Here is a 22,677-nt window from a genome sequence, read left to right as displayed (position 1 = left end):
CGGGATGGCGAGCGGACCCGGTGCGGTCCCTGAAGCCGGAGGAGGAGGCGGTGAGAGCATCCTACCGAGGCGGATCGGGGTGCCCCGCCCATGTGACGGCGCCCGGGGCGGACGCCCGCACAGCACCCGAGGCGGACGCCCGAGCGGGGCGGGGCCGGATCAGCCGCAGCTGCCGGTGACCCCGAGCGAGTCGCGCGTGAGCTTCACCGACGACGACGCGACGGTCATCGACGCCTTCCCGTCGGCGACGGTCACGTCCTGCACCTGCACGCCCGCGGGGAGGTACTGCGCGACGCACACGGGGTAGGTGATGTCGCGGATGCCCTGGATCGTCTGCGCGAGGTCCACCTTGAGCGAGCCGGCCTGCAGCGTCACCTCGGCGGGCGTGATGACGACGGTCGAGCCGTCGCGCAGCACGGGCTCGGCGGACACGGTGTAGCCGAGGGTGAGGCCGAGGATCCGCGTGGACCCGGTGTAGCCGAGCGTGCCGTCGCCGAAGCGCAGGTCGGGCGGGGTCCCGGCGGTCTTCGCGAGCAGCGCGCTCGCGGGAGCCTCGTCCATCGTCACGGTCGCGACCACGCCGCCGACCGTGCGCTCCTGGTCGGTGGGCACGTCGGTCGCGACGATGTGCGCCCGGAACGGCGTGCCGTCCGCCTGGAGGTTCGGCCCGTCGAGCACGACGCGGTCGAGCGTGCCGCGGATGAGCTGGAGGATGACCCAGTCGCCCTGGATGGACACGTTCACCTTGCCCGACACGCGGCCGGGCAGCTGCTCGGCGATGCGCTGCTCGGCCTGGTCCTCGGCCACGCCGCGGACGGTCTGGTCGATGATCCGCAGCCCGAACGCGAGCCCGACGCCGATGACGGCGAGCACGAGGAGCCAGATGAACACGGTGCCGCCGCGCGGCCCGCGCCTCCGCCGCCTGGCCTCCCGCGGATCGCGGCGCTCGGGCGCCTCGAAGACCTCGGTGCCCAGGAACCGCCCCGCCATGATCCGCTCCCCTACATGCGCTCGGGGGCGGAGACGCCCACGAGGTCGAGGCCGTTGGACACGACCTGGCGGACCGCGTCGTTCAGCCACAGGCGCGTGCGATGGAGGTCGGTGACCTCCTCGTCGCCGCGCGGGACGACCCGGCAGCTGTCGTACCAGCGGTGGTACGAGCCCGCGAGCTCCTCCACGTAGCGCGCGACCCGGTGCGGCTCGCGCAGCTCCGCGGCCTGGGCCACGATGCGGGGGAACTCCTGCAGGAGCCCGAGGAGCGCCGACTCGGTCGGGTGCGTGAGGAGCTCGGGCGCGAAGGCCGTGCGCTCGACGCCGGAGGCGGCCGCGTTGCGGTCGACCGCGCACGTGCGCGCGTGGGCGTACTGCACGTAGAAGACGGGGTTGTCGTTGGTGCGCTTGCCGAGGACCGCGAGGTCGATGTCGAGGTTCTGGTCGGCGGAGGAGCGCACGAGCGAGTAGCGCCCGGCGTCGACGCCCACCGCGTCGACCAGGTCGTCGAGCGTGACGATGGTCCCGGCGCGCTTGCTCATCTTCACGGGCTCGCCGTCGCGCAGCAGGTTGACCATCTGGCCGATGAGGATCTGCAGGTTGACGCCGGGCTCGTCGCCGAACGCCTGCACCATGGCCATCATGCGGCCGACGTAGCCGTGGTGGTCGGCGCCCAGCATGATGATGTTCTGCTCGAAGCCGCGCTCGCGCTTGTCGAGGTAGTAGCCGAGGTCGCCGGAGATGTAGGCGGGCTCGCCGTTCGAGCGGATGACCACGCGGTCGCGGTCGTCGCCGAACGTGGTGGTGCGCAGCCAGACGGCGCCGTCCTCCTCGAAGACGTGGCCGAGCTCCTTGAGCCGCGCGATGGCGCGGTCGACGGCGCCGGACTCGTGCAGCGAGTCCTCGTGGAAGAACACGTCGAAGTCCACGCCGAAGTCGTGCAGCTTCTGCGTGATCTCGCCGAACATCAGCTCGGTGCCGCTCCTGCGGAACAGCTCCTGCTGCTCCTCGCGGGAGAGCGCGTCGACGTCGCCGTCGTACCCCTCCACCACGCGGGCCGCGATCTCGCCGATGTAGGCGCCGCCGTAGCCGTCCTCGGGCGTCTCCTCGCCGAGGTGGCTGGCGAGGAGGCTGCGGGCGAACCGGTCGATCTGGGATCCGTGGTCGTTGAAGTAGTACTCGCGGGTGACGTCCGCGCCCTCGGCCTGGAGGATGCGGGCGAGGCTGTCGCCGACCGCCGCCCAGCGCACGCCGCCCAGGTGGATGGGGCCCGTGGGGTTCGCGGAGACGAACTCGAGGTTGATGCGGATCCCGTCGAGCGTCGTGCCCCGGCCGTACGCGCGCCCCGCGTCGACGATGGTGCGCGCGAGGGCGCCCGCGGCCGCCGCCTCGAGCGTGATGTTGATGAAGCCGGGCCCCGCGACGTCGACCTTCGCGACCTGCGGCAGGGCGCCGAGGCCCTCGGCGATCTCGGTCGCCAGCGCGCGCGGGTTCTCGCCCAGCGGCTTCGCGATGCGCATGGCGATGTTGGTGGCCCAGTCGCCGTGGTCGCGGTTGCGCGGGCGCTCGAGGACGACCATGTCGGGCGTGAGCGCGAGGCCCTCGGATGCCGGTCGTCGACCCGCCGTCTCGGCCACGATGTCGAACAGTGCGCCGGTCAGGTCAGGGGTCGTCATGGGGATCGATCCTACCGGCGGCCGGGCGCCCTCCCGCCCGCGCGTCGACGGCCGGCCGGGGAGCCGGGGAGCGTCCCAGCGGCGCCTCGACCGCGGTCGGTAGGGTGTCGATCCCGCCTCCCCCGCACGTGGCACGACGCCGCGCGCCTGGCGCCGCACCGCGCGGCGCGACCGGATCCGAAGGAGCACCACCTTGCCCGTCCGCCTCCCCGCGCCCGCACGCCCCCTGGCCTCGCGCTCCGTGCCCGCCGTCGCGGCGGCCGGGCTGGCGATCGCGCTCCTGCTCTCGGGGTGCACGAACCCCGCGCCGCTGCAGCCCTCCACGCCCGAGCCCACGGCGAGCGCCGGCGGCGGCGCCGGGGCGCCCGCGGGCGGATCCGGCGGGGACACGCCCGCCTCGCCCACGCCCGCGCCGCCCAAGGGCACGCCGGTGAGCACGACGTGCCAGAAGCTGCTGCCCGACCTCGCGTCGTTCGGCACCGGCTTCGCCGTCGCCGCGCTGCCCGCCGACACCTCCACGGACGGCCTGCGGGCCGACGTCCTCGCGATGCAGGGCCTCGCCTGCGCCTTCCACGCCACGGACGGCACCGACGTGGAGATCGACGTGGCGCAGCCCGTCGCGACCGAGCTCAAGTCCCGCCGGGACGCCGCCATCCTCCGGAACGACCCCATCGCGGGCTACCCCTCGGGCGTCGAGGCGTACTTCGAGCTGGAGGACGCGATCGGCGTCTCCACCATCTACTCGTCGAAGCACATGATCGTCATGCGCTCGGCGTCGTTCTACGAGCCCGGCGACCACGCCGACCTCGGCAACGCCGTGCTGAAGTCCGTCGGCGGCTGATCGGGCGCACCGGGTCGGCGTCGCCCGCGGTCCGACTCCGGTTCCGGTTCCGGTGCCGCCTCAGCCCAGGCGGACCGGCGCGGCCCCGTCGTCGACCGGCAGCTCGTCGACCGTGGCGAGCACCTCCATCCGGGAGATGGTGACGAGGCTCCGCGTGTTGGTGAGGAACGCCGTGTCGGACGCGTCGCGCCCGGTCGAGATGCGCAGCAGGCTCTGCCGGGGCGCGAGCCCGGTGGCGTCCACCACGTGCCAGGCGCCGTCGACCCACGCCTCGGCGACCGCGTGGAAGTCCATGGGGCTGAGCCCGGGCGCGTACACCGCGGCGAGGCGCGCGGGCACGTCGAGCGCCCGGAGCATCGCGATGACGAGGTGCGCGTAGTCGCGGCAGACGCCCCGCCGCGCGAGCAGGGTCCGGACGGCGCCGTCGGTCGGGAGGCTGGATCCGGGCGCGTACCGCAGGGAGTCCGCCACGAAGGCGCGCACGGCCGCGAGGAGCGGCAGGCCGTCGAGGCCGCGGAACTCGCCGCGCGCCGTGGGGAAGAGGGTGTCCGACTCGCAGTAGCGGCTGGGGCGGCGGTAGACCCAGAGGTCCACGTCGTCCAGCGGCGCGGGGTCGCGGCGGCCGGTGACCGTGGCGCGGTACTCCATCGTGAGGACCCCGGCGCCCACGTCGAGCACGTGCAGGCGCGTGTCGTGCCGGTCGACCACCTCGGTCGCCTCGACGGGCCGGCCGTCGAGCGCGAAGGAGAGGGACTCGGAGGCGATGTCGGCGCCGCGGGCGACGGCGACCGCGAAGGCCATCTCGCTCCCCCCGGCGACCTGCAGCTCGAGCATGGAGGAGACGTCGCGGCGCATGCGTCCATCGTGGCATCCGCGGCGGGCGTCGCGCGCACGCCCGGGGCCGAGGGGGTCAGCCCGCGTGCGGCCCGCTCGAGTCCCGCGCGACGAGGGTCGGCTCGAGCAGCTGCGACTCCTGCTCCCGCCCGTCGACCAGCGCGAGCAGGGCCTCGAGCGCCAGGCGCCCCATCCGGTGGGCGGGCGAGCGCACGCTCGTGAGCCCGATGGACCCGGAAGCGGCGAGCGGCGTGTCGTTGTAGCCCACGAGCGCGACGTCGTCCGGCACCGCGAGGCCCGCGTCGCGGAGGGCGCCCATCGCGCCGATGGCCGCGAAGTCGTTGGTGGCGAACAGGGCGTCGGGGCGGGCCCCGGGCGCCGCGGCCAGCACCATCTCCGCCGCCTCACGGCCCGCGGGCGCGTCGAAGCCGAGGTGGATCACGCGCTCGGGCGGCACGGGCATCCCCGCGTCCGCGTAGGCCTGGAGGAACCCGGCCGTGCGGTCCACCGCGGTGGAAGCGAACGCCATGCCCGCGAGGACCGCGGGACGCGTCCGCCCCTGCGCGATGAGGTGCTCGGCCGCGAGGCGCCCGCCGGCGACGTCGTCGCACGTGATCGCGACGTGGTCGCCGCGGCGGCGCGAGACGAGGACGAAGGGGACGCCCTCCTCCGCGAGCTCGTCGAGGAGCGGGTCGTCGAGGTGGGCGTCGCCGAAGATCATGCCGTCGACGCGGCGGTCGAGCATGCTGCGCGTGCGGGTGCGCTGGAGCTCCGGCCGGTCGAGGCTGTTGGTCACGAAGGTGGAGACGTCGCGCTCGGTCGCGGCCTCGTCGATGCCCTCGTAGACGGTGGCGAGCACGAAGTCCTGCAGCCGCGGCACGAGCACGCCCACGAGGTCGGAGCGTGAGGTGCGGAGGCTCGCCGCGTGCGGGTTTCGCCGGTAGCCGCTGCGCTGCGCGATGTCGAGGATCGCCGCGACGGTCTCGGGTCCGGCCCACCGCTCGGGGTGCTCCTCGCGGGAGTTGAGCACGCGGGAGACGGTGGTGATGCTCACGCCCGCCAGCTCCGCGATCATGCGCTGCGTGGTGGGCGGCCGGCGCTTCTGGGTCACTCGGGCCTCCTCACCCGATCCAGCATGGCACAGGGCCCGCGGGCCGCCCGGAGCGGGCGTCCGCGCGGGCGACGCCGAAACACGCGCGCAACAGGACGGCAACACGAACGTTCCACGAGAACCATTGACGCAATCGTTTGCGGAACTCAGGATCGACGTCATGCCCCACGTCCTCGTCCTCGCCACCGGCGGGACCATCGCCTCGCGCAGCCGCCCCGACGGCGCCGCCGTGGCCGCGGATCCCGCCGACGCGCTCCTCGCGTCCCTGCCCGCCCTGCCCGCCCGGATCACCGTGGAGAGCCGCGACGTGCTCCGCGCGAACTCGTTCGCACTGACGCACGCCGACCTCCGCACCATCGCGGAGGCGGTCGCCGCGGGCCTCGCGCGGGACGACGTCGACGGCGTCGTCGTGACGCACGGCACCGACACCCTCGAGGAGACCGCGGCGCTCCTGCGGCTCGTCGGCGACGACGCGCGGCCGGTCGTGCTCACGGGGGCGCAGCGCGCCGCCGACGCGCCGGGCGGCGACGGGCCGGGCAATCTGCGCGACGCGATCGTCGTGGCCGCGTCGCCCGCGGCGCGCGACGCGGGCGTCCTCGTGGTCTTCGCCTCCCGCATCCACGCGGCCGACGGCGTCGCCAAGGCCCGGACGCTCGACCCCGACGCCTTCGCCGCGCGCGACGGCGACCCGGTCGGCCGGGTCGACGGCGACCACGTCGCCCTCGCCGCACCCGCCCGGGCGCTGCCGCCGCTGCCGCTGCCCACGCCCCGCTTCGACGGGATCCGGGTGGACTGCGTGAGCGTGCACCCCGGATCCGACGCCGTGCTCTTCCGCGCCGCCGTCGCCGCGGGCGCCCGCGCGATCGTCGTCATCGGCACGGGCGCGGGCAACACGAACCGCGCGCTGATCCCCGAGATCGAGGCGGCGACGCGCGCCGGCGTCCTCGTGGCGCTCGGCACCCGCGTGGCCCACGGGCCGGTCGCCGCGCTCTACGGCGACGGCGGCGCGGTCGACGCCGTGCGCGCGGGCGCCGTGCCGCTCGGCCGCCTCTCCGTGGCGCAGGCGCGGATCGCCGTCGCCCTGTTCCTCGACCACCACCCCGTCGACGACGCGCGCCGCCTGCTGGCGACCGCCGCCGACCCCGCGACCGCACTCCCCCACCCGGCCGGCCGCCCGACGCCGGCCTGACCCGCATCACCCGATCGAAAGGACCACCCATGGCCAAGGACATCATCATCGCGTTCGGCATCGACGTCGATGCCGTGAGCGGCTGGCTCGGCTCGTACGGCGGGCAGGACTCCCCCGGCGACATCTCCCGCGGGCTCTTCGCGGGCGAGGTCGGCGTGCCCCGCCTCAACGCGCTGCTCGCCAAGCACGGCCTGCCCTCCACCTGGTTCTGGCCGGGCCACTCCATCGAGACGTTCCCGCGCCAGTTCGACGAGGTCGTCGCCGCGGGCCACGAGATCGGCGCGCACGGCTACAGCCACGAGAACCCCATCGAGATGTCGCGCCAGCAGGAGGCCGACGTGCTCGACCGCTCGATCGAGCTGATCGAGTCGCGCGCCGGCCGCCGCCCCACCGGCTACGTCGCCCCGTGGTGGGAGTTCTCCCGCGTGACCAACGAGCTCCTCATCGAGCGCGGGATCCGCTACGACCACTCCCTCATGCACCGCGACTTCGAGCCGTACTACGTGCGCGTCGGCGACACCTGGCAGGGCGTCGACTACACGAAGGACGCCGCCAGCTGGATGCACCCGCTCGTGCGCGGCGAGGAGACCGACCTCGTCGAGATCCCCGCGTCGTGGTACCTCGACGACCTGCCGCCCATGATGTTCGTCAAGGGCAGCCCGAACAGCCACGGCTTCGTGAATCCCCGCCACCTCGAGGAGATGTGGCGCGACCAGTTCGACTGGGTCTACCGCGAGCAGGACTACGGCGTCTTCACGTTCACGATCCACCCCGACGTCTCCGGGCGCCCGCAGGTGCTGCTCATGCTCGAGCGGCTCATCGCGCACATCAACTCGCACGAGGGCGTCCGCTGGGCGACCTTCGACGATATCGCCCGCGACTTCCAGGCGCGCTCGCCGCGCGTCCGCTGACCGACCCGACGCCCGAAGGACCACGACCATGAGCACCGGCACCTCCCGTCCCACCGCCTCCCCGGCGGGCGGCTCCTCCGCGCCCGCCGCCCTCGAGACCGTCAGCGTCCGCCAGACCCGGCGCGTGACGGGCATCGCGTTCCTCGCGTGGACCATCGCGGTCTACGACTTCATCCTCTTCGGCACGCTGCTGCCGGACATCTCGCGCGACTTCGGCTGGGACACCAGCGAGGCGCTGCTCGTCTCGACGCTCGTGAGCGTGGGCACCGCGGTGGTCGTGCTGCTCGTCGGGCCGATGGTCGACCGGCTCGGCCGCCGCGTGGGCATGGTCGTCTCGGTGACCGGCACGGCCATGTCGTCCGGCGCCACGGCGCTCAGCGCGGGCGCCGCGTCGCTCGTGGGCATCCGGAGCATCAGCGGGCTCGGGCTCGCCGAGCAGTCGATCAACGCGACGTACCTCAACGAGATCTACGAGCTGACGGAGGACGACCGGATCCGCCGCAACAAGGGCTTCGTCTACGCCATCGTGCAGACCGGCTGGCCCATCGGGGCGCTGCTCGCGGCGGCGTTCGTGACCCTCATCACGTCGGTCTTCGGGCCGGGCGAGTGGCGCATCGCGTTCGGGCTGGCGACCGTGCCGGCGCTCGTGGTCGCGGCGGTCTGCCTCACGCTGCGGGAGAGCCCGCAGTTCGTGGCGCAGCAGCGGATCCGCCGGCTGCGCGCCGCGGGCCTCGAGGACGAGGCCGCCGCCTTCGCGCGGGCCACCGGGCTCGACGTGCAGAAGTCGGCGCCGCTGGCGCGCATCTTCCAGGGGAAGCACCTGCGCAGCACGATCGTGCTCAGCGTCGCGTGGCTGCTGAACTGGTTCGGGATCCAGACGTTCTCGGTGCTCGGCACGACCGTGCTCGAGTCGGGCAAGCACATCGACGCGTCCGACGCGCTGCTGCTCGTCATCGGCTCGAACTGCGTGGGCGTCCTCGGCTACCTCGTGCACGGCTGGCTGGGCGACCGGCTCGGCCGGCGCAACGTGATCGTCGGCGGCTGGCTCGTCGCCGGGCTCGCGTTCGCGGTGATGCTGCTCGGCCCCGACGACGCGGGCTTCGTGCTCGCCGCGTACATGGTCGGCCTGTTCTTCCTGCTCGGGCCGTACGCCGCGATCCTGTTCTTCCAGGCCGGCTGCTTCGACAGCGACTGCCGGGCCACCGGATCCAGCTTCATCGGCGCGATGAGCCAGCCCGGCGCGATCATCGGCGGCTTCCTGCTCACGGCGCTGACGGCGGGGTCGATGTCGTTCGGCACGGCCGCGCTCTGGGTGGGCGCGGGCGGCATCCTCGCGTCGGCCCTCGTGATGCTGCTCGCGAAGCCCGCGGGCGAGTCGCGGGGAGCGGCGGCGTGACCGGCGCGTCGGACGCGCCCGTCGCGCTGGTCTCGGGCGGCGCCTCGGGCATCGGCCGGGCGACCGCCGTGCGGCTGGCCGCGCGCGGCGACCGCGTGGTCGTGGGGCGCTTCCCCGCGGATCCGCACGACGCCGGCGCGACCCTCGAGGCCGTCCGCGCGGCCGGCGGCGAGGGCATCGCCGTCGACCTCGACGTGTCCTCCACCGCGTCCGTCGACGCGTTCGTCCGGGCCGCCCTCGACGCGTACGGCCGGGTGGACCACGTGGTCGCGGCCGCGGGCATCCTCCGGCGCGCGCCCCTCGGCGGCATGACCGACGAGCGCTGGGACGAGGTGCTCGGCGTCGACCTCGGCGGGGTCATGCGCCTCGTCCGGGCGGCCGAGCCCCACCTCGGCGCGGGCGGATCCGTCGTGGCCGTCTCCTCGATCGCCGGCGGCGTCTACGGCTGGGCCGACCACGCGCACTACGCGACCGCGAAGGCGGGCGTGGTGGGGCTGATGCGCAGCGTGGGCGTGGAGCTCGCGCCCCGTGGCATCCGCGCCAACACGGTGATCCCCGGGCTCATCGAGACGCCGCAGTCGCTCGACGGCGTCAACTCGCTCGGTCCCGACGGCCTCCGCCGGGCGGCCGAGCGGATCCCCGCGGGCCGCGTCGGCGCGCCGGACGACGTGGCCGCGGTCATCGCCTTCCTCGCGTCGGCGGACGCGGCGTACGTCACCGGGCAGTGCATCACCGCCGACGGCGGCCTCACGGTCGCGATGCAGGAGTGAGCGCGCACGCGGCGCCCGGCCCCGCGCGCAGCGAGCGGCTCCTGGGGCGCACGGCCCTCGTCACGGGCGCGGCGAGCGGCATCGGCCGCGCGGTCGCCACGCACTTCCTCGCCGCCGGCGCCCGCGTCGTCCTCCTCGACCGCGCGGCCTCCGTGCACGACGTGGCCGCGGCGCTCGGCGCGGACGGCGCCGTCGCCGCCGACCTCGCGGACGAGCGCGCGGTGACGCGGGCCGTCGCGGAGGCGGAGGCCCTGCTCGGCCGGATCGACGTGCTCGTCTCCTCGCACGGCATCCTCACCGAGGCGCACGTGGTGGACATGGACCTCGCCACCTGGCAGCGCACGATCGACGTCGACCTCACGAGCGTCTTCCTCGTCACGCGCGCCGTGCTGCCGGGGATGCTCGCGCGGCGCGACGGCCGCATCATCCAGATCGCCTCGCAGCTCGGGCAGAAGGGCGGCACGGGCCTCGCGCACTACGCGGCGGCGAAGGCCGGGGTCATCGCGTTCACGAAGTCGCTCGCGCTCGAGGTCTCCGCGTCGAACGTGCTCGCGAACGTCATCGCGCCAGGGCCCGTCGAGACCCCGCTGGTCGACGGGATCTCCGAGGACTGGAAGGCCGCCAAGCGGCGCGAGCTGCCCCTCGGGCGGTTCGGCACGGTCGACGAGGTCGCGCCGGTCGCGGTGATGCTCGCCGCGGATCCGGACGGCAACCTGTTCGTCGGCCAGACCCTCGGGCCGAACAGCGGCGACGTGATGCCCTGACGCCGACCGGGATCCCGACGGCGGCGACCCGCCCGCGCACGACGCGGGCGGGTCGCGCCGTCTCCGGTGGGGCGGTCTCCGGCGGCGCGGTCTCGGGCGGCGCGGTCTCAGGCCGCGACGTCGGCCCGCGCGGGCTCGCGTCGGGCGCACTGGTCGGCGAGCGCCGCCAGCAGGGCGGGGAGCTGGTCGCGCGCGGCGGCCGCGTCCTCCGGGTGCCACTGCACGCCGGTGATGGGCGCCGTCTCGTGCTCGACCGCCTCCGGGACGCCGTCGGGCGCGACCGCGACGACGCGGAGGCCGGCGCCCGGGCGGTCGACCGCCTGGTGGTGGGCGCTGCGCACGACGAGGGCGGTGGATCCGAGGACGCGCGCGAGGCGGCTGTCGGCCGCGACCCGAACGTCGTGGTCGCGCATGACGGCGGTGATGTCGTCCGCCGCGTTGCGGTGCTCGCCCACGCCGTCGATGTGCTGCTGGAGGGTGCCGCCGAGCGCGACGTTGACGATCTGGGCGCCCCGGCAGATCCCGAGGAGCGGCGTGCCCTCGGCGACCGCGCGGCGGACGAGCGCGATCTGGCCGGCGTCCGCGACCTCGCGGTGCGGCGAGCGGCCCTCGTAGTCGGCCGGCCCGCCGTAGAAGCGGGGCGCGACGTCCTCGCCGCCCATGATGACGACGGCGTCCGCGTCGCGCGTGCGCTCGAGGAGCGACTCGACGCCCTCGTCCTCCGCGGCGAGGTTCTCGACGACCCAGCCGGCCGCGCCCGCGACCTCGGCCACGCGCATGTTGAGGCCCTGCACGAGCTGGTGGTAGTCGACGGCCTCGGGCCGGGATCGGGTCACCTGCACGACGGCGAGGCGGCGGAGGGGTGCGGGCATGGATCCAGTGTGCGGGCTCCCGGGCGGCGCCGCACCCTCCCCGTCATCTGCCGCAACACGCGAGCGGCCGCAGCGCAGACAGCGGGTCAGGGCCAGACGAGCGTGTGCGACCAGGTGCCGTCCGCGTCGGCGCGGTACATGATCCGCAGCTGGCCGTGATCCTCCGTCGCCTGCCAGAACTCGACCACGGTCGGCTGCAGCACGTAGGCGCGCCACGACTCGGCGACGAGCTCGGGATCCGCGTCGACCGCCTCCCGCGCGCGGGCCACGCGCGCGTCGCGCTCCTCGGCGTCGGGCATCGGCTCGCTCTGGTCGCCCGCGATGACCTCGGCGCGCGACGCGGGGTGGCGGGCGAGGAAGTCGCGCTCGCTGACCTCGCGGTCGCCGTGGAAGACGGGGCCGGTGGCGCGGATCTGGCGCCCGCGCTCGCGCCAGTACGCGACGAGCGCCGCGCGCGGGTTCGCCTCGAGGTCGCGGCCCTTGGGGCTCTCGGCGAGTGAGGAGAACCACAGGGCGCCGGGCTCGTCGTCGACGGTGGGCGTCACGTCCTTGAGGAGGAGGGTGCGCGCGCTCGGGCGGCCCTCGGCGTCCGCGGTCGCGAGGACGACCGCGTTCACCTCGGCGGCGTCGTGGGCGACGGCGTCGCGGATCCAGTCGATGACGAGGTCGATCGGGTCGCCGGGCAGCGCGGCCGGGTCGAGCTCGGGGAAGTCGTGGGGCTTCGGCTTCGCGCCCTTCAGGAGGTCGCGGATGGGGGTGGAGTCGTCGTCGTCGTCTGCCATGCGCCGAGCCTAGGCCGCTCCCGCGGGCGTGCCGGCGGCACCGGCCGGAGCCGTCGGAGGCGTGCGAGAGCGGATGTTCGACGCCCGGCCGCGATCGGATTGGCGCCTCCGCCACTGGCGTTTCCCAGTACCGGAGCGCCTTCTCGGCGGCGGCGCGCTCCCCTAGCGTCGTCGACAGGCCCGCTCCCCCAGTTGGGCCCAGCACCACGCGGCGGGACCCGAGACCCGTCTCGGGCCCTGCCGCGTGTGTTCGTCGTGCGCCGGCCGCAGGGATCCGCCGCGGCCGCCGCCGCCGCCTGCTGCCCGCCGATCGGATCCGATGCCGGCCGCGTTCCTCGGCATCGCCCCGTCGCGGTGGCGCGCACCGCCGCGCCGTGGCCGCACGCGGACCGACGCCCGCGGATCGCGTGCCGCGACGACCCCGGACGCACGAGCGGCCGGCCCCGCTGACGGGACCGGCCGCTCACCGCACCAACACGGGATATGGGAAGGTGTGCCCCCAGGAGGATTCGAACCTCCGCCCCTGCCTCCGGAGGGCAGTGCTCTATCCCCTGAGCTATGGGGGCCAGGGTGCGCGCGAGCGCGGATCCAGGGTAGCACCGGCCGGGACGCCCGCCGTGCCGGCTCCCCGGTCTCCGGTCGGCGCGCGCCCGGACCACGCGCGGCCGCCGCATTCCCTCTCCCGAGGAGACTCCCCGCTCCGGCACAGGCGCGACCCGCCAGGATGGTCCCAGGACGACCGCCGCGCCGCCCGGGCACGGCGGCCCACCCGATCCCCTACATAGGAGACCACCCGTGAAGCTGTCCCGCATCGCCGCCGCCGCCACCGGATTCCTGCGCACGTCGAAGGGCCAGGACGTCGGCCGCACCGCCATCGACAAGGTGTCCGGCATCGCCGACAAGGCCACCGGCAGCAAGCACGCCGACAAGATCCAGAAGGCGCGCCAGGCCGCCGACGACCAGCTGCGGAAGCTCGGCCCCGACGGCGGCCGCGGCGGCCAGGGCCCCACGCCGCCCGCGACCCCGCCCCGCCCCTGAGCGCCGGCAGCCTCGAGCTCACGCTGGACGCGGCGTCCGACGCCGCGGTCCGCGGCATGTGGCGCGCCCTGGCCGACGCGGGCGTCCCGAGCCTCGCCGACCACGCCGGCGCGACGAACCGGCCGCACGTGACGCTGCTCGCGGCGCACGGGCTGGGCGGATCCGCGGACGACGCGGTGCGCGGGATCGCCGCCTCCGCTCCCCTGCCGACGCTCCGGCTGGGCGGCCTCCTCGTCTTCGGCGTCCCGCCGCGCGGCCTCGTGCTGGCGCGGCAGGTCGTGGTGGACGAGGCGCTGCTGGCGCTGCACGGGCGGATCCACGCGGCCGTCGACGCCTCCCTGGCGGAGCCCGCCGCGGACGGCGACCACGAGGACGCCGACGCCGAGCCGGTCGAGGTCGTCCCCCACACGCGGCCCGGATCCTGGACCCCGCACGTCTCGCTCGCCCTGCGCCTCACGACCGAGCAGCTCGGCGAGGCGGTCGCCGCGCTCGGCCGGGTGGATCCGCTCGACGCGCCCGCCGCCGGCCTCCGCCGCTGGGACCCCCGCGACCGCACGACGACGGAGCTCGCGTGACCCGGACGGGTGCCGCTCCCACGGCCCCGCCCGGCACCCGCGCCACTAGCCTGGACGGAGCACGACCTTGAGACGACGGAGGAGTCGCATGCCGCGGTCCGCGAGATTGCTGGGGGCCGCGCTCGCGCTCGGCCTGGCCGGGGCCCTCGTGCCCCAGATGGCGCAGGCCACCGAGCCGGTGGACTTCGGCGGGGCCTCGATCCTCGACCCGGTCGACGCCGTCACGTCCGCGCAGGAGCAGCAGATCCAGCAGGCGATCGACCAGCTGCGGACCGACACGGGCATCACCCTCCACGTGGCGTTCGTCGATACGTTCACGGGCGCCGCGAACCAGGAGGCCTGGGGCCGCGCCACCAACTCCGCCAACGGCTTCGGCGACTCGGACGCGCTCCTGGCCGTGGCCGTCGACGCCCGCCAGGTCTCCTTCGGCGCACCCGCCGACCTCTCCGAGTCGGCCCGCGACCAGCTCCTGCAGAACGGGATCCGCCCCGAGCTCCAGGACGGGAACTGGGCGGCAGCCGCGATCGCCGCCGCGCAGGGCATCGACTCCCAGTCGCGGACGGGCACCGGCACCGAGGCGGGCACCGGATCCACCCCCTCCGCCGGCAGCGGCTCCGGCATCGACTTCGGCCTCGTCCTCCTCTACGTGCTCGGCGCGATCCTCCTGGCCACCGTCGTGACGACCCTCGTGGGGCGACGCCGCAAGAGGAAGGCCCTCGCGCAGAAGCGGCAGGCGGTGCTCGAGGAGATGCGCACGGCCGAGCAGCGCGCCGGCAGCATGCTCGTGCAGCTCGACGACGCGCTCGAGACCAGCGAGCAGGAGGTGGGCTTCGCCGAGGCGGAGTTCGGATCCGGCGCGGTCGGGCCCTACCGCGAGGTGCTCGTCTCCGCGGGCGGCAAGGTCCGCGAGGCCTTCGCCCTCAAGCAGAAGCTCGACGACACGATCGAGGACACCGACGAGGAGCGCCGCACCTGGGCCGCCCGCATCGTCGAGCTGTGCGAGGAGGCCCGCGGCGAGCTCGACGCGCAGGCCGAGTCGTTCGAGGAGCTGCGCGCTCTCGAGCAGAACGCGCCGCAGACGCTGGCCGCGATCGTCACCGACGCCGAGGCGCTGAAGACCCGCATCGAGCGCACGCAGGAGGCCGTCGACCTCCTCGGCCGCCGGTACGCCGGCCCCTCGATGACGACCGTCACCGGCAACGTCGACCAGGCCCGCTCGCTCCTCTCCTTCGCGACCGACACCGCGCAGGAGGCCGCCGAGGCGATCCGCGCGGGCGACCGCACGTCCACCGGCGAGGTCGCGGTCAAGGTGCGCGCGGCGCAGCAGGCCGTCGGCCAGGCGGGGCAGCTGCTCGACGCGGTCGACCGCGTCTCGTCCGACCTCGAGCACGCGTCGACGCGCGTGCAGGAGGAGATCGCGGACGTCCGCAGCGACATCCAGGACGCCCGCGCCGCGCAGCGCGGCGGCCGCATGCCCGAGCTGACCCGCCTCGTGGAGGCCGCCGAGCAGGCGATCGCCGACGCGAAGCCGCTGCAGGGCCGCCTCGCGGATCCGCTCACGAGCGTCACGCTGCTGCAGGAGGCGGAGGCGCGGCTCGACGAGGCCCTCGCCCCCGTGCGCGAGCAGCAGGAGCAGGTGCAGCGCGCGATCGGCTACCTGCCGCGCGCGCTCTCCACCGCCGAGAGCCAGGTGGCGACGGCCCGCGACTTCATCTCCACGCGCCGCGGCGGCGTCGGCGAGGAGGCGCGCACGCGCCTCGCCCACGCCCAGCGCGCGCTCGACGACGCGCACGAGGCCGCACCCCGTGATCCCGTCCGGGCGGTCGCCGCGGCCCAGGCCGCGACCTCCTACTCGGCGCAGGCCATCGAGGCCGCCCAGCGCGACCTCGACCAGGGCGGCGGGTACGGCGGCTACGGCGGCGGCATGATGGGCGGCCGCGGAGGCGGCGACGCCTTCGGCGGCGCGATCATGGGCGGCATCATCGGCGGCCTGCTCAGCGGCGGCGGCGGAGGCGGCGGCTGGGGTGGCGGCGGAGGCGGCGGCTTCAGCGGCGGGGGCTTCGGCGGCGGCGGCGGCGGCTTCGGCGGAGGCGGCTTCGGCGGAGGCGGCGGAGGCGGCTTCAGCGGCGGCGACTTCTAGCGGATCCGCCCCCACCCGGACCCCGCGCACGACCAGCACGACGACGAGGACGAGAGCGACCCATGATCAACCCATTCCGACGAAGCACCAGACGAGAAGGAGCAGCACCCATGTCCAAGCAGTCCATCCTCGGCCGCATCGCGCAGCTCGCGAAGGCCAACATCAACAACCTCATCGACCAGGCCGAGGACCCGCAGCTCATGCTGGACCAGATGGTCCGCGACTACACGGAGAGCATCCGCGAGGCCGAGAGCGCCGTCGCCCAGACCATCGGCAACCTCCGGATGATCGAGGACGACCACCGCGAGGACGTCCAGGCCGCGGGCGACTGGGGCCGCAAGGCCCTCGCCGCGAGCCAGAAGGCGGACGAGTACCGGAACGCCGGCAACACCCCGAACGCCGACAAGTTCGACGCGCTCGCCCGCGTCGCGCTCCAGCGCCAGATGCAGTCGGAGAGCGAGGCGAAGGGCGCCGAGCCGACCATCGCGTCGCAGACCGAGGTCGTCGAGAAGCTGAAGCAGGGCCTTGACACGATGCGCGGCAAGCTCCAGCAGCTCTCGTCGAAGCGCGACGAGCTGAACGCCCGCCAGAAGACCGTGCAGGCGCAGTCGCAGGTGCAGGACGCCATGAAGAGCATCGACATCATGGACCCGACCAGCGAGGTGAGCCGCTTCGAGCAGAAGATCCGCCGCGAGGAGGCCCGGGTCCGCGGCGCCGAGGAGCTGCAGGCCTCCAGCCTCGACGCGCAGTTCGAGGAGCTCGAGGACCTCGGCGAGCTGACCGAGGTCGAGGCGCGCCTGGCCGCCCTCAAGTCCGGCGGGTCCACGCCGAAGCAGGTCACGTCCGGCGAGTAGCCGTCCCGGTCCGATGCGCGGGCGCCGTCCTCCGGGGCGGCGCCCGTCGTCGTCCCGGCGGGGAATGGCAGCCCCGTGGATCCGGTTCCCCTCAGCATGACCAACATCGGAATCATCGGCGCCGGACTCATCGGCAGCCAGCTCGCCCGCCTGTTCACCTCCACCGGCCACGACGTCGTGATCGCCAACTCCCGCGGCCCGGAGACGCTCACCGACCTGATCGACGAGCTCGGCGAGCACGCGCGCGCCGCCACCGTGCAGGAGGTCGCCGAGGCCGGCGAGATCGTCGTCGTCACCATCCCGCTGAAGAGCATCGACACCGTGCCGGTCGCGCCCCTCGCGGGCAAGGTCGTCATCGACACCGACAACTACTACCCGGAGCGCGACGGCCACATCGCCGAGCTCGACGACGAGACCACCACGACCGCGGAGATGCTGCAGCGCCACCTCCCCGAGTCGAAGGTCGTCAAGGCCTTCAACCACATCTACGCGGCCGACCTCACGACCGACGGCACCCCCGCGGGCACGCCGGACCGCCGCGCGCTCGTCATCGCGGGCGACGACGCCGAGGCGAAGGCGACCGTCACGTCGATCCTCGACTCCTTCGGCTACGACGCCGTCGACGCGGGGCCGCTCGCGGAGGGCTGGCGCATCCAGCGCGACACCCCCGGCTACGGCCCGAAGCTCGACGCCGCCGGCCTCCGCACGGCCCTGGCCGAGGCGAAGCGCTACCGCGACATGGCGTAGTCCGCTCCTCCCCACGACGATGCCCGCCCTCCCCGTCACCGCGGCGAGGGCGGGCATCGCCATGTCCGACGCCGCAGGCGATACTGGGGACGTGCCCGCCTCCTTCGTCGTCGTCCCCCAATGGCAGGGCTCGGGCTCGTCCCGCGCCATGAGGCTCGCGGACGGCGCCGAGGCCATCCGCGGCGACCTGCCCGCGTCCGCCACGCGCGTCGTCGAGGTGCCCGTCGAGGCCGGGGAGTCGCTCGGCACGGGGATCGACCGCTACGCGTCGCTGCTCGCCGTGCGCACGCGCCAGGCCGTCGCGCTCGAGGCCGCGTCCGCCTCCGCGTCCGGCCCGCTCGTCACCGTCGGCGGCGACGGCGGGGTGGAGCTCACGTCGATCGAGCACGCGGCCCGCGCGCACCCGGGGCTCGCGGTCGTCTGGCTCGACGCGCACGCCGACCTCCACACGCCGGGGTCATCGCCCTCTCGCGCCTTCCACGGCATGGTGCTCCGCGCCGTCCTGGGCGAGGGCGTCGACGGGCTCGAGCTCGCCGCGGGCAGCGTCACGGCCGACCGCGTCGTGCTCGCCGGGGTGCGGGCGCTCGACGACGCGGAGTCGGAGCTCGTCGCGGCGCGCGGCATCGCGTCCCTCGGTGTCGACGCGCTCACGGCGGACGCGCTCGTCGCCGCCGTCGCCGCGACCGGGGCCACCGCCGTCTACGTGCACGTCGACCTCGACGTGCTGGATCCGGGCGTCATGTCGGGCGTCGGGCAGCCGGAGCCGTTCGGGCTCGAGGTGCCGCAGCTGACCGACGCGATCAAGGCGCTCCGGCGGGCGTTCGCGCTCGCGGGCGCGGGCGTCACGGAGTTCGCACCCCGCTCCGCGGCCGCGGCCGTGGACGACATGGGCGCCGTGCTCCGGATCATCGGGGCGCTCACCGGGCCCGTCTGATCCGGGCCGGCGCTCGGGCGTCCGGCCGGCGTGCTCCCGGGCTCGCGTGCTCGCGTGCCCGGGCTCGCGTGCTCCCGTTCGGGAGGTCGCGGCAGCGGGCACGCGGTGCGAGGCTGGGAGGGATCCACGAGGAGACCGCCGTGACCGACGACGACCGCACGCCATCCGCCCCCGACCGTCCCGCGGACGACCGGCCCGCCGAGGACGACGCGCCCCGCGTCCGCGTCGAGCGCCGCGGGCACCTCCTCCTCATCGGCCTCGACCGCCCCGCCAAGCGCAACGCCGCCGACATGCGCATGCTCCGCGAGCTCGCGAGCGCGTACGGCCTCCTCGACCGGGATCCGGAGCTGCGGGTCGGCGTCGTGCACGCGATCGGCGACCACTTCACGGGCGGGCTCGACCTCGCGGACGTCGCTCCGCACATCGGCCGCGGCCCCGGCGGCGGCCTCGACTCGGTGCCCGACGACGGCCTCGACCCCTGGCGGGTCGCGGGACCCGGCGTCGGCAAGCCCGTCGTCCTCGCGGTGCAGGGCACGTGCCTCACCCTCGGCATCGAGCTGGCGCTCGCGAGCGACGTCGTGGTCGCCGCGGCCGGCACGCGGTTCGGGCAGATCGAGGTGGCGCGCGGGATCCTGCCGTTCGGCGGCGCGACCCTGCGCTTCCCGGCGGCCGCCGGCTGGGGCGACGCCATGCGCTGGATGCTCACGGGCGATCCCTTCGACGCCGAGGAGGCGCGGCGGATGCGGATCGTGCAGCTCGTCGTGCCCGACGGCGAGCAGCTCGAGGCGGCCGTCGGGATCGCCGAGCGCATCGCCGCGCAGGCCCCGCTCGCCGTGCAGGCGACGCTCCGCAACGCCCGCGTCGCGCAGCGGGACGGCCACGACGCGGCCGCGGCCGCGCTGCCCGCCGAGCTCGTGCGCCTGGCCGGGTCCGAGGACGCGGCGCGCGGCATGCGCGCCGCCGCCGAGCGCCGCCCGGCGGACTTCGTCGGCCGCTGATCCGCTCGCCGAAGCCGCCCCGGGAGCGTGACGGGGGCCGGGCGTAGGGTCGGGACCATGACCTCCTACGACCTCATCGTCATCGGTGCCGGCCCCGTCGGCGAGAACGTCGCCGACCGCGCGAAGCAGGGCGGGCTCTCCGTGCTCGTCGTCGAGTCCGAGCTCGTCGGCGGGGAGTGCTCCTACTGGGCGTGCATGCCCAGCAAGGCCCTCCTCCGCTCCGGCAGCGCCCTCCGCGCGGCGCGCGCCGTCGCCGGATCGACGGAGGCCGTCACGGGCGACCTCGACGTGGCCGCCGTGCTGAGGCGACGCGACTCCTTCACCAGCTCCTGGGACGACCAGGGGCAGGTGAGCTGGCTCGAGGGCATCGGCATCGACCTCGCGCGCGGCCACGGGCGCATCTCGGGGCCGCGCCGCGTCACGGTCACCGCGCCCGACGGATCCGTCACGGAGCACGAGGCGACGCACGCCGTCGCCGTCTCCACCGGCACCGCCGCGCTCCTCCCCGACATCCCCGGCCTCGCCGAGGCGCGTCCGTGGACGAGCCGCGAGGCGACCGCCGTCGAGGTCGTGCCGGACTCGGTCGTCATCATCGGCGGCGGCGTCGTCGCAGCCGAGATGGCCACCGCGTACGCCTCCCTCGGCAGCGCCGTCACGATCATCGCCCGCAGCGGCCTCCTCACCGGGCAGGAGCCCTTCGCGGGCGAGCTCGTCGGCGGCAGCCTGAAGGACATGGGCGTCGACGTGCGCCTCGGCGCCTCGCCCTCGGTCGTCACGCGCGACGGCGACGAGGTGCACGTGGAGCTGTCCGACGGATCCTTCGTCACGGCGGCCGAGGTCATCGTCGCCACCGGCCGCACGCCGCGCACCGACGACCTGGGGCTCGACACCGTCGGCCTCGAGCCCGGCGCGTACCTCGACGTCGACGACACGATGCTCGTCACGGGCGACGTGAACGCGGAGACGCCGTGGCTGTACGCCGTGGGCGACGTCAACCACCGCGCGCTCCTCACCCACCAGGGCAAGTACCAGGCGCGCGCCGCGGGCGAGGTCATCGCCGCGCGCGCGACCGGCGGCACGGTCGACGACTCCCCGTGGGGCGTGCACGTCGCCACGGCCGACCACCGCGCCGTCCCGCAGGTCACGTTCACCGACCCCGAGGTCGCGAGCGTGGGGCTCACGGCGAAGGCGGCGGACGAGGCTGGCATCCGCACGCGCGTCGTCGACTTCGACCTCGGATCCGTCGCGGGCTCCAGCCTGCACGCGGACGGCTACGCGGGCCGGGCGCGCATGGTGGTGGACGAGAACCGCGGCGTCATCGTCGGCGTCACCTTCGTCGGCCAGGACGTCGCCGAGCTCCTGCACTCCGCCACCATCGCGGTCGTCGGCGAGGTGCCGCTCACGCGCCTCTGGCACGCCGTGCCGTCGTACCCCACCATCAGCGAGGTCTGGCTCCGCCTGCTCGAGATGTACGGGCGGCCGACGGCGTGATCCGCGCGGGCCTCGGCGCCGTCGCGGGCGCGGTCCGCGGGCTGCTGCTCGACTCGCCCGTCTCGCGCGCGGGCAGCGGCGTCGCGACGGGCCTCGCGCTGGCCATCGGCCTGCCGCTCAGCACGGGCGAGGTGCGCCGCCACGGCGAACTCATCGTGCTCACGGGCCTGCCGTCCTGGGTGTTCGGCCGCGGCGGCACGTGCGTCGGCCGGGTCTACCTCACGCGCGACAACGCCGGTCCCGCGGTGCTCGAGCACGAGGCCGTGCACGTCGTGCAGTGGCGGCGCTACGGCCTGCTCATGCCGCTGCTCTACGCCTGGGCGGGGCGGGATCCGCACCACAACCGCTTCGAGGTCGAGGCGGGGCTGGAGAAGGGCGGCTACCGGTGACGGGGCCGCTCGACGGGCGCACCGTCGTGATCACCGGGGCGAGCTCCGGCATCGGCCGCATCGCCGCGCGCGAGCTGCACGGGCGCGGCGCCGACGTGGTCGTGGTGGGCCGCGACCCGGAGCGCACGCGCGGCATCGCCGCCGAGCTCGGCGCCCGGCACGTGCTCGCCGACATGGACCGGCTGGACGACGTGCGACGGCTGGCCGCGACGCTCCTCGACACCTGCCCGCGGATCCACGTGCTCGCCCTCAACGCCGGCAGCCTCGTGCCGCATCGCACCATGACGGTCGACGGCCACGAGACGACCCTCCAGCGCAACGTGCTCGCGCCCTTCCTCCTCACGCGCCTGCTCCTCCCGCGGCTCGAGGAGACGCAGCGCGGGCTCGGGGCCGACGAGAGCCCGGTGCGCGTCATCGGCACCGCGAGCCGCGCGAACCTCTGGGGTCGCGTGCGCCTCGACGACCTCGACTGGCGGAAGCGCCCCTGGCTCGGCGGCTGGCAGGCCTACGGCACGTCGAAGGCCATGATGATCCTGATGATGCGCACGCTGGCCGAGCGCGTCGGCCCGAGCGGCATGGAGGCGGTCTCGTTCCACCCGGGGCTCGTCCGCACGTCGTTCGGATCCGACAGCACCGTGATGAAGGCGCTGCTCGCGCTCTCCATGGGCGCCTACGGGATCTCCGCGGAGGCGGGCGCGGTGCCGCTCGTGCAGCTCGCCTCGGTGCCGGACATCGCCGCGCCGAACGGCACGTACTTCGACCAGCTCACGCCCGACGGGAAGACCACGGCGCAGGCCGCCGACCGGCAGCTGGGGCGGGACCTGTGGGCGGCGATGGAGCTCGCGGTCGGGCTCGCCGGATCCGACCGGGCCTGACGTCCGCGGGCCGGGACGCCGGCTGGCTCGCACGCGGCAGCGGGCGCGGGCGCGCGTACGCGCCCGTCGTCGTGATCGCGTGGGCGGACGGGCCTCAGCGCGTCGCGAGCAGGTGCAGCAGGTCGTCGTGCCCGCCGACGTGGCCGCCGAGCAGCACGCTGACCTCGGTGACGGGGTGCTCGTCGGAGATCGGGGCGGCGAACACCATCATCTCGCTCGCCCACGCGCCGACGGCCCGGGCGACCACGGTCGTGGGCGCGGCGTCCTCGCCGTCGGGTCCGCGGCCCGCGCGGGAGATGACCGTGACGACCATGCGCGGCGGGTGCGCGAGCGCGACCTCGACGGACGCGTCGGGCACCTCCACGAAGACGCTGCCGCGCGTGCACATCGGCAGCACCGCGAGGGCGGCCTGCGTCTCGGAGAGGCCGGTCTCGTCGGTGACGAGCAGCACCTGGCGCTTGGTGCCCTTCGCGGTGCGGGTGCGGGTGGATCCGGCCATG

At 75.1% G+C, this 22,677-nt stretch carries 23 protein-coding genes and 1 tRNA gene; 16 read left to right on the top strand and 8 right to left on the bottom strand.

The window, feature by feature from the left end; translation table 11 throughout:
• Positions 1-159: 159 nt before the first annotated feature.
• Together FGG90_RS01615 and argS are read right to left on the bottom strand one after the other, a co-directional pair.
• Entirely contained in the window at positions 160-990 is an 831-nt protein-coding gene (locus tag FGG90_RS01615) for an LmeA family phospholipid-binding protein (protein WP_094131046.1), read from the bottom strand.
• An 11-nt stretch (positions 991-1,001) separates the two neighbouring features.
• A complete protein-coding gene (argS, locus tag FGG90_RS01610) occupies positions 1,002-2,666 on the bottom strand; it encodes an arginine--tRNA ligase (protein WP_094131048.1) in 1,665 nt (554 codons plus the stop codon).
• 193 nt (positions 2,667-2,859) lie between these two features.
• Here argS and FGG90_RS01605 point away from each other — a divergent pair, with 193 nt between their 5' ends.
• Positions 2,860-3,507, top strand: a complete 648-nt coding sequence (locus tag FGG90_RS01605) for a hypothetical protein (protein ID WP_094131050.1) — start codon at positions 2,860-2,862, stop codon at positions 3,505-3,507.
• A gap of 60 nt (positions 3,508-3,567) precedes the next feature.
• On the opposite strand, the gene FGG90_RS01600 is transcribed toward FGG90_RS01605, so the two are convergent.
• Together FGG90_RS01600 and FGG90_RS01595 are read right to left on the bottom strand one after the other, a co-directional pair.
• Positions 3,568-4,362, bottom strand: a complete 795-nt coding sequence (locus tag FGG90_RS01600) for a transglutaminase-like domain-containing protein (RefSeq protein WP_094131052.1) — start codon at positions 4,360-4,362, stop codon at positions 3,568-3,570.
• A gap of 55 nt (positions 4,363-4,417) precedes the next feature.
• Positions 4,418-5,452 carry a LacI family DNA-binding transcriptional regulator gene (locus FGG90_RS01595; RefSeq protein WP_210433077.1) on the bottom strand — a complete coding sequence of 345 codons (1,035 nt, stop codon included), beginning with the start codon at positions 5,450-5,452 and terminating at the stop codon, positions 4,418-4,420.
• A gap of 160 nt (positions 5,453-5,612) precedes the next feature.
• Between FGG90_RS01595 and FGG90_RS01590 the strand changes: the two genes are divergently transcribed.
• From FGG90_RS01590 to FGG90_RS01570, 5 genes are read left to right on the top strand one after another with little or no spacing between them, the layout of a single operon-like run.
• Positions 5,613-6,641, top strand: a complete 1,029-nt coding sequence (locus tag FGG90_RS01590) for an asparaginase (RefSeq protein WP_094131054.1) — start codon at positions 5,613-5,615, stop codon at positions 6,639-6,641.
• Between the two features lie 29 nt (positions 6,642-6,670).
• Entirely contained in the window at positions 6,671-7,552 is an 882-nt protein-coding gene (locus FGG90_RS01585) for a polysaccharide deacetylase family protein (protein ID WP_094131056.1), read from the top strand.
• A 28-nt stretch (positions 7,553-7,580) separates the two neighbouring features.
• Positions 7,581-8,948 (top strand): MFS transporter, encoded by a 1,368-nt coding sequence (locus FGG90_RS01580; RefSeq protein WP_094131058.1) that lies wholly within the window; start codon positions 7,581-7,583, stop codon positions 8,946-8,948.
• A complete protein-coding gene (locus tag FGG90_RS01575) occupies positions 8,945-9,718 on the top strand; it encodes an SDR family NAD(P)-dependent oxidoreductase (RefSeq protein ID WP_094131060.1) in 774 nt (257 codons plus the stop codon). Before FGG90_RS01580 ends, FGG90_RS01575 begins: the two co-directional genes overlap by 4 nt.
• Positions 9,715-10,482: an SDR family NAD(P)-dependent oxidoreductase gene (locus tag FGG90_RS01570; protein WP_094131062.1), complete on the top strand. Its 768-nt coding sequence runs from the start codon at positions 9,715-9,717 to the stop codon at positions 10,480-10,482. Before FGG90_RS01575 ends, FGG90_RS01570 begins: the two co-directional genes overlap by 4 nt.
• A gap of 107 nt (positions 10,483-10,589) precedes the next feature.
• On the opposite strand, the gene FGG90_RS01565 is transcribed toward FGG90_RS01570, so the two are convergent.
• The 3 genes from FGG90_RS01565 to FGG90_RS01555 all read right to left on the bottom strand — a co-directional run bounded on the left by FGG90_RS01565 (position 10,590) and on the right by FGG90_RS01555 (position 12,702).
• Positions 10,590-11,354 (bottom strand): gamma-glutamyl-gamma-aminobutyrate hydrolase family protein, encoded by a 765-nt coding sequence (locus FGG90_RS01565; protein ID WP_094131064.1) that lies wholly within the window; start codon positions 11,352-11,354, stop codon positions 10,590-10,592.
• An 86-nt stretch (positions 11,355-11,440) separates the two neighbouring features.
• Positions 11,441-12,136 (bottom strand): pyridoxine/pyridoxamine 5'-phosphate oxidase, encoded by a 696-nt coding sequence (locus FGG90_RS01560; protein WP_094131066.1) that lies wholly within the window; start codon positions 12,134-12,136, stop codon positions 11,441-11,443.
• Between the two features lie 494 nt (positions 12,137-12,630).
• A tRNA-Arg gene (locus tag FGG90_RS01555) sits at positions 12,631-12,702 on the bottom strand.
• Positions 12,703-12,931: 229 nt separating this feature from the next.
• Between FGG90_RS01555 and FGG90_RS01550 the strand changes: the two genes are divergently transcribed.
• From FGG90_RS01550 to FGG90_RS01505, 10 genes are all read left to right on the top strand, one after another.
• Positions 12,932-13,174, top strand: coding sequence for an antitoxin (locus tag FGG90_RS01550; protein WP_094131070.1), 243 nt, complete (start codon positions 12,932-12,934; stop codon positions 13,172-13,174).
• A 56-nt stretch (positions 13,175-13,230) separates the two neighbouring features.
• Positions 13,231-13,749, top strand: coding sequence for a 2'-5' RNA ligase family protein (locus tag FGG90_RS01545; protein WP_094131072.1), 519 nt, complete (start codon positions 13,231-13,233; stop codon positions 13,747-13,749).
• A gap of 88 nt (positions 13,750-13,837) precedes the next feature.
• Positions 13,838-15,889 carry a TPM domain-containing protein gene (locus tag FGG90_RS01540; protein WP_094131074.1) on the top strand — a complete coding sequence of 684 codons (2,052 nt, stop codon included), beginning with the start codon at positions 13,838-13,840 and terminating at the stop codon, positions 15,887-15,889.
• A 110-nt stretch (positions 15,890-15,999) separates the two neighbouring features.
• Positions 16,000-16,743: a PspA/IM30 family protein gene (locus FGG90_RS01535; protein WP_094131076.1), complete on the top strand. Its 744-nt coding sequence runs from the start codon at positions 16,000-16,002 to the stop codon at positions 16,741-16,743.
• 96 nt (positions 16,744-16,839) lie between these two features.
• Positions 16,840-17,490 (top strand): NADPH-dependent F420 reductase, encoded by a 651-nt coding sequence (locus tag FGG90_RS01530; RefSeq protein ID WP_094131078.1) that lies wholly within the window; start codon positions 16,840-16,842, stop codon positions 17,488-17,490.
• Between the two features lie 91 nt (positions 17,491-17,581).
• Positions 17,582-18,424: an arginase family protein gene (locus FGG90_RS01525; protein ID WP_094131080.1), complete on the top strand. Its 843-nt coding sequence runs from the start codon at positions 17,582-17,584 to the stop codon at positions 18,422-18,424.
• A gap of 140 nt (positions 18,425-18,564) precedes the next feature.
• Positions 18,565-19,422 (top strand): crotonase/enoyl-CoA hydratase family protein, encoded by an 858-nt coding sequence (locus FGG90_RS01520; RefSeq protein ID WP_094131082.1) that lies wholly within the window; start codon positions 18,565-18,567, stop codon positions 19,420-19,422.
• A 57-nt stretch (positions 19,423-19,479) separates the two neighbouring features.
• On the top strand, positions 19,480-20,913 hold the full coding sequence (locus tag FGG90_RS01515) for a dihydrolipoyl dehydrogenase family protein (RefSeq protein ID WP_094131084.1): 1,434 nt from the start codon (positions 19,480-19,482) through the stop codon (positions 20,911-20,913).
• Positions 20,910-21,302: a Fe-S oxidoreductase gene (locus FGG90_RS01510; RefSeq protein WP_094131086.1), complete on the top strand. Its 393-nt coding sequence runs from the start codon at positions 20,910-20,912 to the stop codon at positions 21,300-21,302. Before FGG90_RS01515 ends, FGG90_RS01510 begins: the two co-directional genes overlap by 4 nt.
• Positions 21,299-22,177: an SDR family NAD(P)-dependent oxidoreductase gene (locus FGG90_RS01505; RefSeq protein ID WP_094131088.1), complete on the top strand. Its 879-nt coding sequence runs from the start codon at positions 21,299-21,301 to the stop codon at positions 22,175-22,177. Before FGG90_RS01510 ends, FGG90_RS01505 begins: the two co-directional genes overlap by 4 nt.
• 94 nt (positions 22,178-22,271) lie before the next feature.
• Here FGG90_RS01505 and FGG90_RS01500 read toward each other — a convergent pair whose 3' ends face one another.
• The gene (locus tag FGG90_RS01500) at positions 22,272-22,676 is read right to left on the bottom strand and encodes an SIP domain-containing protein (RefSeq protein WP_094131090.1); all 405 of its coding nucleotides are present in this window, start codon (positions 22,674-22,676) and stop codon (positions 22,272-22,274) included.
• Between the last annotated feature and the right edge of the window lies 1 nt (position 22,677).

It is taken from the genome of Clavibacter michiganensis subsp. tessellarius (assembly GCF_021922985.1).
Lineage (GTDB): Bacteria > Actinomycetota > Actinomycetes > Actinomycetales > Microbacteriaceae > Clavibacter > Clavibacter tessellarius.
Note: the sequence above shows the minus strand (reverse complement) of the source record. Positions and strands in the feature narration are given on the sequence as shown.